Here is a 14,220-nt window from a genome sequence, read left to right as displayed (position 1 = left end):
GGTCGTCGTTTATCGGGTGGGATTCTCGGCCAGGGCCAGCTTCAGCCCGAAGCCCATGAACATGAGGCCGGCGGCGCGATCCAGCCACCGGAGGCTGCGCTGCACGGCGCCGCTGCGCGCGACCCAGGCGGCGGCCAGCGCCCAGCCGGAGTTGATCGCGACGGTGTTGATGTTGAAGACGACGCCCAGCCCCAGGAAGGCGAGCGCCTCGTTCCCGGCGTCGGGCGGGATGAACTGCGGCACGAAGGCGAGGAAGAAGATCGCGACCTTCGGATTGAGCGCGTTGGTCAGGAAGCCGCCGCGGAAGACGCTCCACAGGCCGGTGTCCCCGGAGGCCGGCGGCGAACTTTGCGACTCCCAGCGCTGCGCCGCGGATTTCGCCAGCAGCAACCGGGCGCCGACGTACAGCAGATACACCGCGCCCGCCCACTTCAGCAGGTTGAACGCCGTCGCCGAGGCCGCGATCAGGGCGCTCACCCCCACCGCCGCCGCCACGATGTGCACGAAGCACCCGGCGCTGACCCCCACCGCGGCCACCACGCCCGCCTTCGCGCCGCGCCGGATCGCGTTGCCCACGATGTAGAGCACGTCCGGCCCGGGCGTCAGGTTCAGCAGGACCCCCGCCACGACGAACAGGAACAGGTGCTGGGCGTCCGGCATGGCCTGTCCTTACTGGCGAAAGAACGAGCGGACCGCCGTGACCACGCGGTCGATCCCAGCCGCGTCGACATCCAGGTGGGTCACGAAGCGCAGCCGGTAAAGACCGGTGGCCAGCACGCCCTCGTTCTTGAGGTGCTGCAGCAGTTCCGCCGAGCGTTCACGCGCCGGCCCCAGCAGGTCCACGAAGAGGATGTTCGTCTCCGGCACGTCGAAGGCCATCCCCTCGATGCCCTCCAGGCCCTCGGCCAGCCGCCGGGCCAGCGCGTGGTCCTGTGCGAGGCGCTCGACGTGGTGGTCGAGCGCGTAGCTCGCCGCCGCGGCCAGCAGGCCCGACTGCCGCATGGCGCCGCCGGCCATCTTGCGGATGCGCCGCGCCCTGGCGATCAGTTCCTTCGAGCCGCACAGCGCGGAGCCCACCGGCGCGCCCAGTCCCTTGCTGAAGCACACCGACACGCTGTCGAACAGGGAGGCGATGCGGTGCGCCTCGGTGCGCGCATCGCTGCCGTTCGTGGCGGCCTGCGCCACCGCTGCATTGAAGAGGCGGGCGCCGTCGAGGTGGGTGGACAGCCCGCGCGAGTGCGCCAGCTTCGTCGCCTTTTCCAGGTACGTCTGCGACAGGACCTGGCCGCCCAGCGTGTTCTCCAGCGCCAGCAGTTTCGTGCGGGCGAAGTGCGGGTCGTCGGGCTTGATCGCCGCCTCGATGTCGCCCAGGGCCAGCGAGCCGTCCGGCTGGTGGTCCAGCGGCTGCGGCTGCACGCTGCCGAACACGGCGGCGCCGCCGCCTTCCCAGCGGTAGCAGTGCTGCATCTGGCCGACGATGTATTCGTCGCCGCGCTGGCAGTGCGCCAGCACCCCGCACAGGTTGCTCTGGGTGCCGGTGGGCACGAACAGGGCGGCCTCGAACCCGAGCTGCGAAGCGATCTTCTCCTGCAGCGCGTTCACGCTGGGGTCGTCGCCGAAGACGTCGTCGCCGAGGGGTGCCGCCGCCATGGCAGCGCGCATGCCCGCGGTGGGCTGGGTGACGGTATCGCTGCGCAGGTCGACGGGTTTCACTTCGCTTGCTCCAGGAAGTTCTTCAGCATCGCGTGGCCGTGTTCCGTCAGGATCGACTCGGGGTGGAACTGCACGCCCTCGATGGGCAGGGACTTGTGCCGCACGCCCATGATCTCGCCGTCGTCCGTCCAGGCGGTCACCTTCAGGTCCGTGGGGCAGCTCTCGCGCTCGATGGCCAGCGAGTGGTAGCGGTTCACCGTGAACTTCCCGGGCAGGCCGGCGAAGACGCCTTCCTGCGTCGTCGTGATTTCGCTCGTCTTCCCGTGCATCAACCGCTGCGCCCGGATGATCCTGCCGCCCAGGGCCGCGCCGATGGACTGGTGGCCGAGGCACACGCCCAGGATCGGCAGCTTGCCCGCGAAGTGCCGGATCGCCGCCACCGAAATCCCCGCTTCCGCCGGCGAGCAGGGGCCAGGGGAGACCACCAACCGGTCGGGCCGCTTCGCCTCGATCTCCTCCAGGGTGATCTCGTCATTGCGGAACACCTCCACCTCGGCACCCAGTTCCCCGAAGTACTGCACGAGGTTGTAGGTGAAGCTGTCGTAGTTGTCGATCATCAGGAGCTTCATGGCCGGATCCCGTCAAAACAAAATACCGAACGCAGAGGGCGCAGAGAATACGCAGAGGACGCAGAAGAAGAAACGTGAGTCCTCATAGCTTGTTCACCAGTCGGTGGATGCACTTCACGACGGGGAAGGCATGGAAATTGATGAGCAATCCAAGCTTGTACCCGGACACTCTCAGATAAGAGAGCAACTGCGCCCGATGGATGTCGGTCACGGCGTCCATCGCCTTGAGTTCGACGATGACCGTCTTTTGCACTATGAAGTCCGCGCGATAGAGGATGCCCAGGTCGCGGCCCTTGTACTGTCCCGAGATCGGAACTTCCCGGTCGAATTGCAAACCGCGCTCGGCCAGCTCGATGGCGAATGCAGCCGAATAAGCACTTTCCAGCAGGCCAACACCAAGCAGCCGCTGCACTTCCACGGCCGCACCGATGATCCCGTGAGAACAGTCATTTTCAATTGGCTGTTCCTTCTGCGTCCTCTGCGCATCCTCTGCGCCCTCTGCGTTCGGCTGTGGGGTTTGGAAGTTCATTCCAAACCCTCCTCCACCAGCTCACTCGCCCGCAACAGCGCCCGCGCCTTCGCCTCCGTTTCCTTCCACTCCAGCTCCGGAACCGAATCCGCCACCACTCCCGCCGCCGCCTGCACGTGCAGCGTCTGGTCCTTGATGATGCCGGTGCGGATGGCGATGGCGACGTCCATGTCGCCGGCGTAACTCAGGTAGCCGCAGGCGCCGCCATAGATGCCGCGCTTGTTCGGCTCCAGCTGGTCGATCAGCTCCATCGCGTGCACCTTGGGCGCGCCGGTCAGGGTGCCCGCCGGGAAGGTCGCCTTCAGCACGTCCATGTTGGTCATGCCCTCGTTGAGGATGCCTTCGACGTTGCTCACGATGTGCATCACGTGGCTGTAGCGCTCCACCACGAAGGCTTCCGTCACCTTGACCGATCCGGTCTTCGCGATCCGGCCGATGTCGTTGCGCGCCAGGTCGATCAGCATCACGTGCTCGGCCCGCTCCTTGGCATCGCCCAGCAACTCCTTCTCCACCGCCTTGTCGACCTCCGGCGTGGCCCCGCGCGGACGCGTGCCCGCCAGCGGGCGGATGATGATCTTCTCGCCCTCCGGCGTGTGCTCGTGCCGCACCAGGATCTCCGGCGAGGCCCCCACCACGTGGAAGTCGCCGCCCTTCTCGTCCGCGCCCGTGAAGTTGTAGAAGTACATGTACGGGCTCGGGTTGAGGGAACGCAGCGCCCGGTACAGCGACAGCGGCGACTCGGTGTAGCGCTTCTTGATCCGCTGGCCCACCTGCACCTGCATGAAGTCGCCCGCGGCGATCAGTTCCTTGGCGCGCTCCACGGCCTTCAAGTAGTCGGCCTTGGCGAATTCGCGTTCGGCCGTGAAGGTCTCGGTCTGCCTCACCACCGGCGCGCTCACGGAGTACTTCAGCTGGTCCTTCAGCTCCCGCAGGCGCCGCTTGCCGTTGCCGTAGGCCTCGGGCCGCCCCGGGTCGACGTAGACGATCAGGTACAGCTTGCCCGAGAGGTTGTCGATGACGGCGAGTTCCTCGCACTGCAGCAGCAGGATGTCCGGGCAGTGCAGGGTGTCCGGCGGACAGGTGTGCTCCAACTTCTTCTCGATGTAGCGGACCGTGTCGTAGCCGAAATAGCCGGCCAGGCCGCCGCAGAAACGCGGCAGCCCGGGCCGCAGCGCCACCTTGAAGCGCTTCTGGTAGTCGGCGATGAAGTCCAGCGGGTTGCCGTGTTCCGTCTCCACCACCTGACCGTCGGTGACGACCTCGGTCTTCGCGTCCGCGCCGAAGCCGCTCGCGCGCAGCAGGGTGCGCGCCGGCAGCCCGATGAAGCTGTAGCGGCCGAAACGCTCGCCGCCGACGACGGACTCCAGCAGGAAACTGAGCTTGCCGCCCCCCTTGGCATGCGCCAGCTTCAGGTACAGCGACAAGGGCGTTTCGAGGTCCGCGAAAGCCTCGGCGATGAGGGGGATGCGGTTGTAGCCCTGCAGCGCAAGGCTCTTGAATTCGAGTTCGGTGATCAAGGGGGAGCCTCCACAAGCTCGGCGGCCTCAACGCTTCGGGCCGCGGGATCCGGACGGTGCCTCTGGTGAGGCGCGGGGGCACGGGCGGGCCCCGTGCGAATCAGGTGCGCACTTGGACAGGCTTGCGCCAGGGCCAGGCCCCCCGGTCGCTGCAACCTGTGATCGTCGTGCGGTGGATGAACATACGAGGCAGTGTAGCAAAGGCATTCCGCCCCGCCCGTCCCTCGTGAAAGCCGCGGGCGGACGCGCAGGACATGGGCGGTACTGCAGCGTTCCGCGGTCCGGGAATGGGAGGTCCGTCCAGCGCCGGGCGCTCAAGCGCGCATCCGCTTCAACAGCTCCGGCAATTCGGCGAGCGAATCGACGAAACCATCCGCGTCCACGCCGCGCACCGGCTCGCCGTGGTTGTACCCGTAGGTCACCAGCACCACCGGGCAGCCGGCCGCCCGCGCGGCGGTGGCGTCGTTGCGCGAGTCGCCGATCATGAGGGTGGCGGCCGGTTCCGTGCCGAGCGCCTCGCAGGTCTTGCGCAGCGGCAGCGGATCGGGCTTCTTGCGCTCGAAGGCGTCGCCGCCGAACACCACGCCGAAGTCCCCCGCCAGCCCCTTGGCCGCCAGCAGGCCGCGGGCGAACTCGCCGGGCTTGTTGGTCAGGCAGGCGAGGCGCAGGCCGGCCGCGCGCAAGGCCGCGATGCCTTCCACCACGCCGGGATAGACGATGGCCGCCTGGCCGTTGAGGCCGCGATAGGCCCGCAGGTAGACCTCCATTGCGTGCTCGAAGAGCGAAGGGGCGGCGCCGACGTGGACGAGCGTCTCGCGCAGAAGGTGTTCCGTGCCCTTTCCGATGAACCCGGCGACCACGCCGGCGCCGACCGGCGGCAGCCGAAGCTCGGCCAGCATGGCGTTCAGGGCGGCGGTGAAATCACCGAGGGTGTCGACCAGGGTGCCGTCGAGATCGAGGATCGCGGCGCGCAGGGGAAGAGGAAAGGGAAGGCGGGGCGGGAAAGTCACCCGCCGCATTGTCGCCGTTCAGCGCGCGGTTCAGCGCCAGTGCCGGCTGCTTCCGCCTTCGTACCCCGATCCGTCCACATCCGGCTGGACGCGCGTCCACGCCTGAGCGGGTTTCACCTTGGACTGGCGCGACGGCGCCGGGTTGTCGACAGCGCACCTGCGCGCATGCACCTGCACCTCGCCCTGCCGCTCCGGGTCGAGCGAGGTGAAGCCGCGGCCTGCGCTCCAATGCTGGCGGCCGGCGGCCTGGTTGCTGGACGACATTCGGTTCTCCCCTGTGTACAACGGAAGGCCGGCAGCGCGCCGGCCACCGCCTATTGAGCCGTCATCGCGGGGACGACACAGTCAGTCCATCCGACATCGCCACGTGGGATTTGTCCTACGAACGGCCGCGCCGGCGGCCCTCGCTCAGGCGGGCACCTGCTCGACCAGCGCGCGGCTCCAGTGCCTGTGCTTCGCGATCGCGGCAATGAAGTCCTGGCCGAGCTGCAGCCGGGCGGTCGGTTCGTTCGTGCCGACGATCACGCCGGCCGGCGGCGGCCCCTCCGCCAGCTCGACCCCGACGCGCCGCAGGATCTCGACCGACTCGCCGATGAGGCACAGCGGCTTGCAGTGCTTGAAGGCCTCCAGCACGAAGTGCACGGCATCGCCGTCCTTCATCAGCGCCTGGGCCGCCGCCGCGCCGCCGGGCACCAGCACCGCATCGAACATTACGGACGACATGGTGAGGAAGGTGTGGTCCACGGGAACCTGCTGGCCGGACGAAGACGCCAGCGTGCCCAGGTGCGCCGCCACCACCCTGGTGATCGCGCCGGCGTCCAGCAGCGCCTGCTGGATGACCTTGAAGGCGCCCAGTTCCACGCCCTGCGCCATCACCACGGCGACCTTGCGCGTCTGGATGCCGCCGCCGTTGCCCTCCATGCTGAGCGAGGGGGAGAGCTCCAGCGTCGACTTGGCGCGCGGCTCGCGAAACCCGGCGCGGCCGGCCGCCGAGCGCGCATCGGGCGGGCTGATCCCCAGCGGCTCCGCGACCTTGCGCGCCAGCCGCGCGTCCACGTGCGCCAGGTTGTCGACCACGCGCTGGCGGATCGCCGGCGTCTCCACCCGCGACAGCTCGAACTGGAAGGCCGCGATGATGTGCTCCTTCTCCGCAGCGCTCTGGCTGTTCCAGAACAGCGTCGCCTGGGTGAAGTGGTCGTCGAACGTGGGGCTGCGGCGCCGGGTCTTGGGCGGCTCCACTTCCTCGGCCAGGCTCTGGAACCCCTGCTCGCCGCCATCGACCCGGAACTCCGAGCCCGTGCCCAGCGTGTTCGGCTCGTACGACACGCGCCCGCGCGGGATCGTCATGCGGTGCATGCCGCCGCGCTGGAAGTTGTGGACCGGGCAGACGCCGCGGTTGATCGGCAGCTCCTGGAAGTTCGGCCCGCCCAGGCGCGCCAGCTGCGTATCCAGGTAGGAGAACAAACGGCCCTGCAGGAGGGGATCGTTGGTGAAGTCGATGCCCGGCACGATGTGGCCGGGGTGGAAGGCCACCTGCTCGGTCTCGGCGAAGAAGTTGTCCGGGTTGCGATGCAGCACCATGCGCCCGATCACGGTCACGGGAACGACTTCCTCCGGCACCAGCTTGGTCGGGTCGAGCAGGTCGAATCCGAGCTTGTCCGCGCGGTCCTCGTCGACCAGCTGCAAGCCCAGTTCCCACTCCGGAAAGTCGCCGCGCTCGATCGCCTCCCACAGGTCGCGGCGGTGGAAGTCGGGATCCCGGCCTGCGATCTTCTGCGCCTCGTCCCACGCCAGCGCGTGCTTTCCCAGCTTGGGCCGCCAGTGGAACTTGACGAAGTGCGAGGCGCCACGCGCGTTGACGAAGCGGAAGGTGTGCACCCCGAAGCCTTCCATCATCCGGTAGCTGCGCGGGAGGGCCCGGTCCGACATCAGCCACATCAGCATGTGCGAGCTCTCGGGCATCAGCGAGACGAAGTCCCAGAAGGTGTCGTGCGCGCTGGACGCCTGCGGCATCTCGTGGTGCGGCTCCGGCTTCAGCGCGTGCACCAGGTCCGGGAACTTCATCGCGTCCTGGATGAAGAACACCGGCATGTTGTTGCCCACCAGGTCGTAGTTGCCTTCGCGGGTGTAGAACTTGACGGCGAAGCCGCGCACGTCGCGCACGGTGTCGGCCGAGCCACGCGAGCCGACGACGGTGGAGAAGCGCACGAACACCGGCGTGCGGCTACCCACCTCCTGCAGGAAATCCGCCTTGGTGTACTCCACCAGGGGCCGGGTCAGCTCGAAGTAGCCGTGGGCGGCAGCGCCGCGCGCATGCACGACGCGCTCGGGGATGCGCTCGTGGTCGAAGTGGGTGATCTTCTCCCGCAGGATGAAGTCTTCGAGCAGGCCCGGGCCGCGGATGCCGGCCTTCAGCGAGTTGTGGTTGTCGGGCAGCACCACGCCGTGGTTGGTGGTGAGCTGACTTTCCGGTCCCTGCGTGAAGGCTTCGAGCTGTTTCTGGCGGTTGGCGACGGCGTCGCCGACCTTCGACTTGCGCGAGCCCTCCGTGCGGGAAGAGGCCATGTATGACTCCTGTGGGCCAGGGAGAGGGAACGGGACGGCAGGGGCGGCAGGTCCGCCTGCGCGGGAAGGGCGACGGCGTCAGTTCGCGTCGAGTTCGAACAGCACGTCGAACACGCGTGCCACGGCGGCGGTCGCCAGCACGCCTACCCCGGCGGCCGCGAGCCACACCAGCCAGACGAACACGACCGGTTCGATCTCCATCCGCTGCTCCCTTCTTGCATTGGGTCTTCGGTCCCCGCATTGGACCAAGCCTCAGCCGGGCTGCCCGTAGCCCCTCAGCGGGCGAGTTTGTGAGCGGGCACCGCCTCGGGCCGTAGGATGGCTCCCACACGGGCTTGGGCATCCCGCTGGCGGCGCAGCGCAAGGCGCCGTCCTACCGCGGCCGGGCGGGCCGCGCGCCACCATGCACCGATCCAAGGAGAGTTGCCATGAACCGCAAGGAACGCCACGAGGTGCCCGCCCCGACAGGGGGCAACACAGTCACCGCGCAAGGCGAGACCTCGCAGCCGAAGGCGCAGACGCCCAACGAGGTGGACGAGTCCAGCCACAGCCAGGCGGCCGACAACCCCGGCGCGCGCCGCAAGGGCGAGATCGCGCACGACGACGCGATGAAAGGCCTGCAGGACACCACCAAGGGCAAGGAACTGGACGCGACCTACCAACGCGTGCGCAAGGAAGGATCGCGCTGAGTCCCAGGGTCTCAGCCCTTCAACTGGCCCCGCATCGCCTCGATCACCCCCCGGTAATCCGGCTTGCCGAAGATCGCGCTCCCCGCCACGAAGGTATCCGCTCCCGCGGCCGCGACCCGCGCGATGTTGTCGGCCTTGATCCCGCCATCCACCTCGAGCCGGATGTCCCGCCCGCTCGCGTCGATGCGCTTGCGCGCCTGCTCGATCTTGCGCAGGGCCGAATCGATGAAGCCCTGCCCCCCGAAGCCGGGGTTCACGCTCATGATCAGCACCAGGTCGATGTCGTCGATCACCCAGTCCAGCACGTCCAGCGGTGCGGCCGGATTGAACACCAGCCCCGGCTTGCAGCCCGCGGCGCGGATCGCCTGCACGCTGCGATGGACGTGGGTGGACGCGTCCGGGTGGAAGGTGATGTAGTCCGCGCCCGCCTCGGCGAATGCCTGGGCCAGTGCGTCGACCGGCTGCACCATCAGGTGCACGTCGATCGGCACCGCGGCGCCGGCGGCGGTCTTCGCGTGCGGCTTGAGCGCCGAACAGATCATGGGACCAAAGGTGAGGTTCGGCACGTAATGGTTGTCCATCACGTCGAAGTGGATCCAGTCGGCCCCGGCCGCGATCACGTTGCGCACCTCCTCGCCCAGGCGGGCGAAGTCGGCGGACAGGATGGAGGGGGCGATGCGGAAGGTGCGCGTGCTCATGGCCTAATTGTCGCCGAGCGTCCCCGTCGAGCTCGGGGACGGTTTACATTGGCAGCCATGCCTCGCTATGCCTTCCGGGTCGACGTGCAGCCCCGCTTCCTGCCGGAGCAGTCCGTGCCCGACCAGAATGTGTGGACCTTCGCGTACACCATCACCATCACCAATACCGGCGAGGTGCCGGCGCAGCTCATCTCCCGGCACTGGATCATCACCAACGAGCTCGGCGAACTCGAGGAGGTCAAGGGGCTCGGGGTGGTGGGCCAGCAGCCGCTGCTGAAACCGGGCGAATCCTTCGAATACACCAGCGGCTGCCGCCTGCGCACCGCCAGCGGCAGCATGCAGGGGCACTATTTCTGCGTGGCGGAGGACGGCGAACGCTTCGAGGTGGAGATCCCGGCATTCGTGCTCGACGACGGCAGCAGCCGGCGCGTTCTCCACTGAGCGCCCGACCATGGACCAGGTGATGGCCATCTGGGCCGACTGGCTCAAGCCGTCGGCGGGACTGCCTACCGTGCAGTGGTCGCTGCTGCTCGCACTCGCGGCGGCCGCGGGCCACTTGCTGCAGCGCTACTCGGGCCTGCCGAAGGTGGTGGGCTACTCGATCGTCGGCACCCTCGCCGGGCTCGCGGGTTTCTCCGGCGCCGAGTGGCCGCTGCAGGGCGTGTCCCTGTTCCTGCTGGAACTGGGCGTCTCGCTGGTGCTGTTCGAGTCGGGCGGCCGCATCGCGCTGCGCTGGTTCCGCCACAACCCGATGGTGCTGGTGCAGAGCCTGATGGAATCGCTGCTCACCGCCGTCGCCGTGTACCACGTGCTGCGCTGGCTGGAAGTCCGCGCCAACGTCGCCGAGGGCCTGGCGCTGATCTCGATGGCGGCCTCGCCGGCCGTGCTGGCCCGCGCCGTGCTGGACACGCGGGCGACCGGGGCGGTCACCGAGCGCGCGCTGGCGCTTTCCACGCTGAGTTGCTTCTACGCCCTGGCGCTGGTGAGCGCGCGGGCCGGCGCGCTGCACCGCGACCAGACGGCGCTGGTCGCGACGCTGTATCCGGTGGGCGTGGTGCTGGGCGTCTCCTTCGTGGTCGGCGCGCTGCTGGCCCTGGCGCTGCGTTCGGCGCTGCGCTTCATGAGCCCCAGCAGCGAGAACACCTCGATGCTCCTGATCGCGCTGATCGCCGCCGGCACCGCGCTGGCCGCGCACTTGGGCGGCTCGGCGCCGCTCGCCGCGCTGATCGGCGGGCTGATGCTGAAGCAGCTGCATCCGCGGCCCTGGTCCTGGACGCGCCAGCTCGGCACCGCGTCCTCCCTGCTCACGATGCTGATGTTCGTGCTGGTTTCCGTGGTCGCGGCCAAGGCGGACTGGAATCCCGCGGTGGCGGGACTGGTCGGCGTCGTCGTGCTCACCCGCTTCCTGGCCAAGCTGCTGGGCGTGGTCGCCGGCAACTTCGGCAGCGGCACGAGCTGGCGCCAGGCGATCTGGACCGGCTGCGCGATGTGCCCGATGTCCTCCATCGCCCTGCTGATGGTGTCGCAGTTCATGGCCGCGTCGATGGCGCTCGGCTCGCGCATTGCCAGCATCGCCTTGCCGGTGATCCTGCTGATGGAGATCCTGGGCGCCATCATCACCGCCTTCGCGATCTACCGCGCCGGCGAGAGCGTCAAGCCCTGGGTGCCGCCCGGCCCGCTGGCCGGTGCCGGAGAGCTGAATGGGTAGGCCGACGGAGCCCGGCCTGCACGTGCCCGCTTCCGTGCCCGCGCCGACGCCGGCGCCGGCACCGGAGCTGGAGCCCTTCCGCCAGTCGGCCGCGCTGTCGCTCGGCGTGGAGCTGGAACTGCAGCTGGTCAACACCCACGACTACGACTTGGCGCCCTATTCGGCCGAGATGCTGCGCCTGGTCGAGAAGGTCTCGCTGCCCGGGTCGGTGGTGCCGGAGATGACCTCCAGCATGATCGAGTTCTCCACCGACGTGTGCCATTCCGCGAGCGAAGTGCTGGGGCAGCTCACGATCATCCGCGACGCGCTGGTGCGCTGCGCCGACAAGCTGAACATCGCCTGCGTCGGCGGCGGCACCCATCCGTTCCAGCAGTGGCACGAGCAGCGCATCTATGACCGCCCGCGCTTCCGCCAGCTCTCGGAGCTGTACGGCTACCTCTCCAAGCAGTTCACCATCTTCGGCCAGCACGTGCACGTCGGCTGTCCCGACGCCGACAGCGCGCTGCTGATGCTGCACCGCATGTCGCGCTACATCCCGCACTTCATCGCGCTGTCGGCCAGCTCGCCCTTCGTGCAGGGGCAGGACACGCAGTTCGATTCCGCGCGACTCAATTCGGTGTTTGCCTTCCCGATGTCGGGCCGCGCTCCCTTCACGCTGCGCTGGAGCGAGTTCGCCCGCTTCTTCGCCAAGAGCACGCGCACCGGCGTGATCAAGAGCATGAAGGACTTCTACTGGGACATCCGGCCGAAGCCCGAGTACGGGACGATCGAGATCCGCGTGTTCGACACGCCGCTGACCATCGAGCGCGCCGCCGCCCTCGCCGGCCTCGTGCAGTCGCTCGGCGCCTGGTTCCTGCAGGAGCAACCCTTCGTGCCGGAGGAGGACGACTACATGGTCTACACGTACAACCGCTTCCAGGCCTGCCGCTTCGGGCTGGAGGCGGTCTACGTGGATCCGCCCACGGGCGAGCACCTGCCCCTGCGCGAACACATCCTGCTCACGCTCGACCGGGTGGCGCCGCATGCGCGCGAGCTGGGCGCCGGCGCCGCCATCGAGATGCTGCGCGACAGCGCCGAGCGCGGCGTCAACGATGCCCTCTGGCTGCGCGAGACGCAGGGGCGCGAACGCCTGCTGGCCGAGATGGTGCGGCAGGCGGCGGAGCGATTCCGGGGCCGGCAGGCGACGGGTTAAGCTCCTGCCCCATGGGCGAGTTCGACCTGATCGCACGCTATTTCGAGCGTCCCGTGCGGCGCAATCCGCTCGGCGTCGGCGACGACTGCGCGCTGCTGCAGCCGGCACCCGGCATGCAGCTGGCCGTGTCCACCGACCTGCTGGTGGAAGGGCGGCACTTCCTGTCCACCGTCGACCCGCGCCGGCTCGGCCACAAGGCGCTGGCCGTCAATCTCAGCGACCTCGCGGCCTGCGGCGCGCAGCCGCTGGCCTTCACTCTGTCGCTGGCCCTGCCCCGGGTTGACGAAGCATGGCTGGCCGGCTTCGCCGAAGGCCTGTTCGCGCTGGCCGACGTGCACGCATGCGAGCTGGTGGGCGGCGACACGACGGGCGGTCCGCTGGCCATCAACATCACGGTGTTCGGCGAAGTGCCCGCCGGGCAGGCCCTGCTGCGTTCGGGCGCCCGGGCGGGCGACGACGTGTGGGTGAGCGGCACCCTGGGCGATGCGCGGCTGGCGCTGGAGGCGTTCCGCGGCACGGTCTCGCTGCCGCAGGAGGTGTTCGAGGCGGCCCGCCGCCGCCTCGAGCTGCCGCAGCCGCGGGTGGCGCTCGGCTGCGCCCTGCGCGGCGTGGCCAGCGCCGCGATCGACCTCAGCGACGGCCTGGCCGGCGACCTCGGCCACGTCCTGCGCCGCTCGGGCGTCGGGGCCTCGCTCCCGCTGGCGCTCGCACCGCAACTGCTGGCAGCGACCGCCGCGGGGCTGCAGCTCGATGCGCAACGGGTCGAGGAATTCGTGTTCGCCGGCGGCGACGATTACGAGCTGGCCTTCACCGCGCCCGCCTCGCGGCGCGAAGCCGTGCTGGACGCCGCCCGCAGCGCCGGCACGCCGGTCACCCGCATCGGCGGCATCGAGGCCGCGCCGGGGCTGCGCCTCCTCGACGCCAGGGGACAAGCGGTCGTACGGAAGTTCGCCGGCTTCGATCACTTCCGCACCAGCCCGGCGCACGACGCCGGGTAATCCCACCCCGGTCTTTCCCCGGTTCACCCGTTTGGGCGATGGCGGGAACGTGCATTGTGACCAGACTTGCTCGCCAAGCACACAACAAGAACGACGCAGGGAATGGCCTCAATTGCAGTATGTCAAGCTGCCTACCCGCCATGGGCGGCGACCCGCAAGGGCCGCCGCAGCGTCGTCGCCGCGCGCCGCAACGCGCCGCCACGACGATATGGCTAACCGCAGCAACCTCCTCGCCCCGACAGACCCGAAGCTGCTGGACGTGATCCACAGCATCCACGCCGCCGCGCGCGACCCCAGCCTGTGGCCCGGCGTGCTGCGCAAGGTGGTCGCCATCGTCGGCGGCCAGCAGCCCCCCCGGCCGCCGCGCGAGGCGCCCGAGGATGGCCTGCCGACGGAGGCGCTCGACCCCCGCGCGCACGAACTTCAGGGCGTCGCCCATGCCGCGCTCGCCGCGCTCGAGCGGCTCAACTTCGGGGTGCTGCTGCTCGGCCCCGACGGCGAGCTGCAGCACGCCAACAAGCGGGCCGACGACATTTCGCGCCGCACACGCGCCTACTCCGTCGGCACCGCCAGTCGGCTGCAGGCCTCGGTCCCCGCGCAGTCCGTCAAGCTGTACAAGGCGGTGCAGCTTGCGTCGCAGCTCGGCGCCTCGCGCGACATGCCCGGCACGCCGCTGCGCCTGCGCGGCGTGAGCGGCGGCGAAGTGCACGCCTTCGTCGTGCCCGTGCCCGCGGACACGCAGCACTTCGAGAAGTCGGTGGTCGCCCTGATGTTCGTGGCCGATCCGCACTCCACGCTGGCGAACTTCGCGGAGAAGCTGCGCCAGATCTACCACCTCAGCCCCACGGAGGCGCAGCTCGCCGAGGCGCTGGTGAACGGGCGCTCGCTCAAGCAGTTCGCGGTGGAGCGCGGCACCAGCCTGAACACCGTGCGCACGCAGCTGCGCTCGCTGGCCGCGAAGGTGGGCGCGAAGCGGCAGCTCGACGTCGTGCGCTGCCTCCTCACGGGGCCCGCGGTGCTGGACCTGTAGGC

General features: G+C 69.2%; 16 protein-coding genes. 6 read left to right on the top strand and 10 right to left on the bottom strand.

Annotated elements, in window-relative coordinates; translation table 11 throughout:
• Positions 1–9: 9 nt before the first annotated feature.
• From JJ685_RS16460 to JJ685_RS30125, 9 genes are all read right to left on the bottom strand, one after another.
• Entirely contained in the window at positions 10–660 is a 651-nt protein-coding gene (locus JJ685_RS16460; RefSeq protein WP_201675343.1) for a LysE family translocator, read from the bottom strand.
• 9 nt (positions 661–669) lie between these two features.
• Entirely contained in the window at positions 670–1,713 is a 1,044-nt protein-coding gene (ltaE, locus tag JJ685_RS16455; protein ID WP_201675342.1) for a low-specificity L-threonine aldolase, read from the bottom strand.
• Positions 1,710–2,282: an anthranilate synthase component II gene (locus JJ685_RS16450; RefSeq protein WP_201675341.1), complete on the bottom strand. Its 573-nt coding sequence runs from the start codon at positions 2,280–2,282 to the stop codon at positions 1,710–1,712. Before JJ685_RS16450 ends, ltaE begins: the two co-directional genes overlap by 4 nt.
• 82 nt (positions 2,283–2,364) lie before the next feature.
• Positions 2,365–2,811, bottom strand: a complete 447-nt coding sequence (locus JJ685_RS16445) for a GxxExxY protein (protein ID WP_201675340.1) — start codon at positions 2,809–2,811, stop codon at positions 2,365–2,367.
• Positions 2,808–4,328 (bottom strand): anthranilate synthase component I, encoded by a 1,521-nt coding sequence (gene trpE, locus JJ685_RS16440; RefSeq protein WP_201675339.1) that lies wholly within the window; start codon positions 4,326–4,328, stop codon positions 2,808–2,810. The genes JJ685_RS16445 and trpE overlap by 4 nt, the downstream gene beginning before the upstream one ends.
• Before the next feature lie 314 nt (positions 4,329–4,642).
• Entirely contained in the window at positions 4,643–5,338 is a 696-nt protein-coding gene (gene gph / locus JJ685_RS16435) for a phosphoglycolate phosphatase (protein ID WP_330901785.1), read from the bottom strand.
• A gap of 30 nt (positions 5,339–5,368) precedes the next feature.
• Positions 5,369–5,602: a hypothetical protein gene (locus JJ685_RS16430; RefSeq protein WP_201675337.1), complete on the bottom strand. Its 234-nt coding sequence runs from the start codon at positions 5,600–5,602 to the stop codon at positions 5,369–5,371.
• Between the two features lie 144 nt (positions 5,603–5,746).
• Entirely contained in the window at positions 5,747–7,903 is a 2,157-nt protein-coding gene (locus tag JJ685_RS16425) for a catalase (protein ID WP_201675336.1), read from the bottom strand.
• A gap of 78 nt (positions 7,904–7,981) precedes the next feature.
• Positions 7,982–8,104, bottom strand: coding sequence for a hypothetical protein (locus JJ685_RS30125; RefSeq protein ID WP_269117405.1), 123 nt, complete (start codon positions 8,102–8,104; stop codon positions 7,982–7,984).
• Positions 8,105–8,331: 227 nt separating this feature from the next.
• Between JJ685_RS30125 and JJ685_RS16420 the strand changes: the two genes are divergently transcribed.
• Entirely contained in the window at positions 8,332–8,592 is a 261-nt protein-coding gene (locus JJ685_RS16420) for a hypothetical protein (RefSeq protein WP_201675335.1), read from the top strand.
• Between the two features lie 11 nt (positions 8,593–8,603).
• On the opposite strand, the gene rpe is transcribed toward JJ685_RS16420, so the two are convergent.
• The gene (rpe, locus tag JJ685_RS16415) at positions 8,604–9,290 is read right to left on the bottom strand and encodes a ribulose-phosphate 3-epimerase (RefSeq protein WP_201675334.1); all 687 of its coding nucleotides are present in this window, start codon (positions 9,288–9,290) and stop codon (positions 8,604–8,606) included.
• Between the two features lie 57 nt (positions 9,291–9,347).
• Between rpe and apaG the strand changes: the two genes are divergently transcribed.
• The 5 genes from apaG (at position 9,348) to JJ685_RS16390 (ending at position 14,218) form a co-directional block, all read left to right on the top strand.
• The gene (apaG, locus tag JJ685_RS16410) at positions 9,348–9,731 is read left to right on the top strand and encodes a Co2+/Mg2+ efflux protein ApaG (RefSeq protein ID WP_201675333.1); all 384 of its coding nucleotides are present in this window, start codon (positions 9,348–9,350) and stop codon (positions 9,729–9,731) included.
• A 10-nt stretch (positions 9,732–9,741) separates the two neighbouring features.
• Positions 9,742–10,998 carry a cation:proton antiporter gene (locus JJ685_RS16405; RefSeq protein ID WP_201675332.1) on the top strand — a complete coding sequence of 419 codons (1,257 nt, stop codon included), beginning with the start codon at positions 9,742–9,744 and terminating at the stop codon, positions 10,996–10,998.
• On the top strand, positions 10,991–12,190 hold the full coding sequence (locus JJ685_RS16400; protein ID WP_201675331.1) for a YbdK family carboxylate-amine ligase: 1,200 nt from the start codon (positions 10,991–10,993) through the stop codon (positions 12,188–12,190). The genes JJ685_RS16405 and JJ685_RS16400 overlap by 8 nt, the downstream gene beginning before the upstream one ends.
• 11 nt (positions 12,191–12,201) lie before the next feature.
• A complete protein-coding gene (gene thiL / locus JJ685_RS16395; protein WP_201675330.1) occupies positions 12,202–13,188 on the top strand; it encodes a thiamine-phosphate kinase in 987 nt (328 codons plus the stop codon).
• 208 nt (positions 13,189–13,396) lie between these two features.
• Entirely contained in the window at positions 13,397–14,218 is an 822-nt protein-coding gene (locus JJ685_RS16390; protein ID WP_201675329.1) for a helix-turn-helix transcriptional regulator, read from the top strand.
• The last annotated feature ends 2 nt before the right edge of the window (positions 14,219–14,220 follow it).

The sequence above is a fragment of the Ramlibacter monticola genome (genome assembly GCF_016722785.1).
Lineage (GTDB): Bacteria > Pseudomonadota > Gammaproteobacteria > Burkholderiales > Burkholderiaceae_C > Ramlibacter > Ramlibacter monticola.
This window is presented reverse-complemented; position numbering and strand designations above follow the sequence as displayed.

Bases quoted from the DNA above. Each gene is read 5' to 3' on its own strand.
- JJ685_RS16460 (WP_201675343.1), bottom strand. From the start codon at position 660: ATGCCGGACGCCCAGCACCTGTTCCTGTTCGTCGTGGCGGGGGTCCTG.
- JJ685_RS16450 (WP_201675341.1), bottom strand. From the start codon at position 2,282: ATGAAGCTCCTGATGATCGACAACTACGACAGCTTCACCTACAACCTC.
- JJ685_RS16445 (WP_201675340.1), bottom strand. From the start codon at position 2,811: ATGAACTTCCAAACCCCACAGCCGAACGCAGAGGGCGCAGAGGATGCG.
- JJ685_RS16430 (WP_201675337.1), bottom strand. From the start codon at position 5,602: ATGTCGTCCAGCAACCAGGCCGCCGGCCGCCAGCATTGGAGCGCAGGC.
- JJ685_RS16425 (WP_201675336.1), bottom strand. From the start codon at position 7,903: ATGGCCTCTTCCCGCACGGAGGGCTCGCGCAAGTCGAAGGTCGGCGAC.
- JJ685_RS30125 (WP_269117405.1), bottom strand. From the start codon at position 8,104: ATGGAGATCGAACCGGTCGTGTTCGTCTGGCTGGTGTGGCTCGCGGCC.
- JJ685_RS16420 (WP_201675335.1), top strand. From the start codon at position 8,332: ATGAACCGCAAGGAACGCCACGAGGTGCCCGCCCCGACAGGGGGCAAC.
- rpe (WP_201675334.1), bottom strand. From the start codon at position 9,290: ATGAGCACGCGCACCTTCCGCATCGCCCCCTCCATCCTGTCCGCCGAC.
- apaG (WP_201675333.1), top strand. From the start codon at position 9,348: ATGCCTCGCTATGCCTTCCGGGTCGACGTGCAGCCCCGCTTCCTGCCG.
- JJ685_RS16405 (WP_201675332.1), top strand. From the start codon at position 9,742: ATGGACCAGGTGATGGCCATCTGGGCCGACTGGCTCAAGCCGTCGGCG.
- JJ685_RS16400 (WP_201675331.1), top strand. From the start codon at position 10,991: ATGGGTAGGCCGACGGAGCCCGGCCTGCACGTGCCCGCTTCCGTGCCC.
- thiL (WP_201675330.1), top strand. From the start codon at position 12,202: ATGGGCGAGTTCGACCTGATCGCACGCTATTTCGAGCGTCCCGTGCGG.
- JJ685_RS16390 (WP_201675329.1), top strand. From the start codon at position 13,397: ATGGCTAACCGCAGCAACCTCCTCGCCCCGACAGACCCGAAGCTGCTG.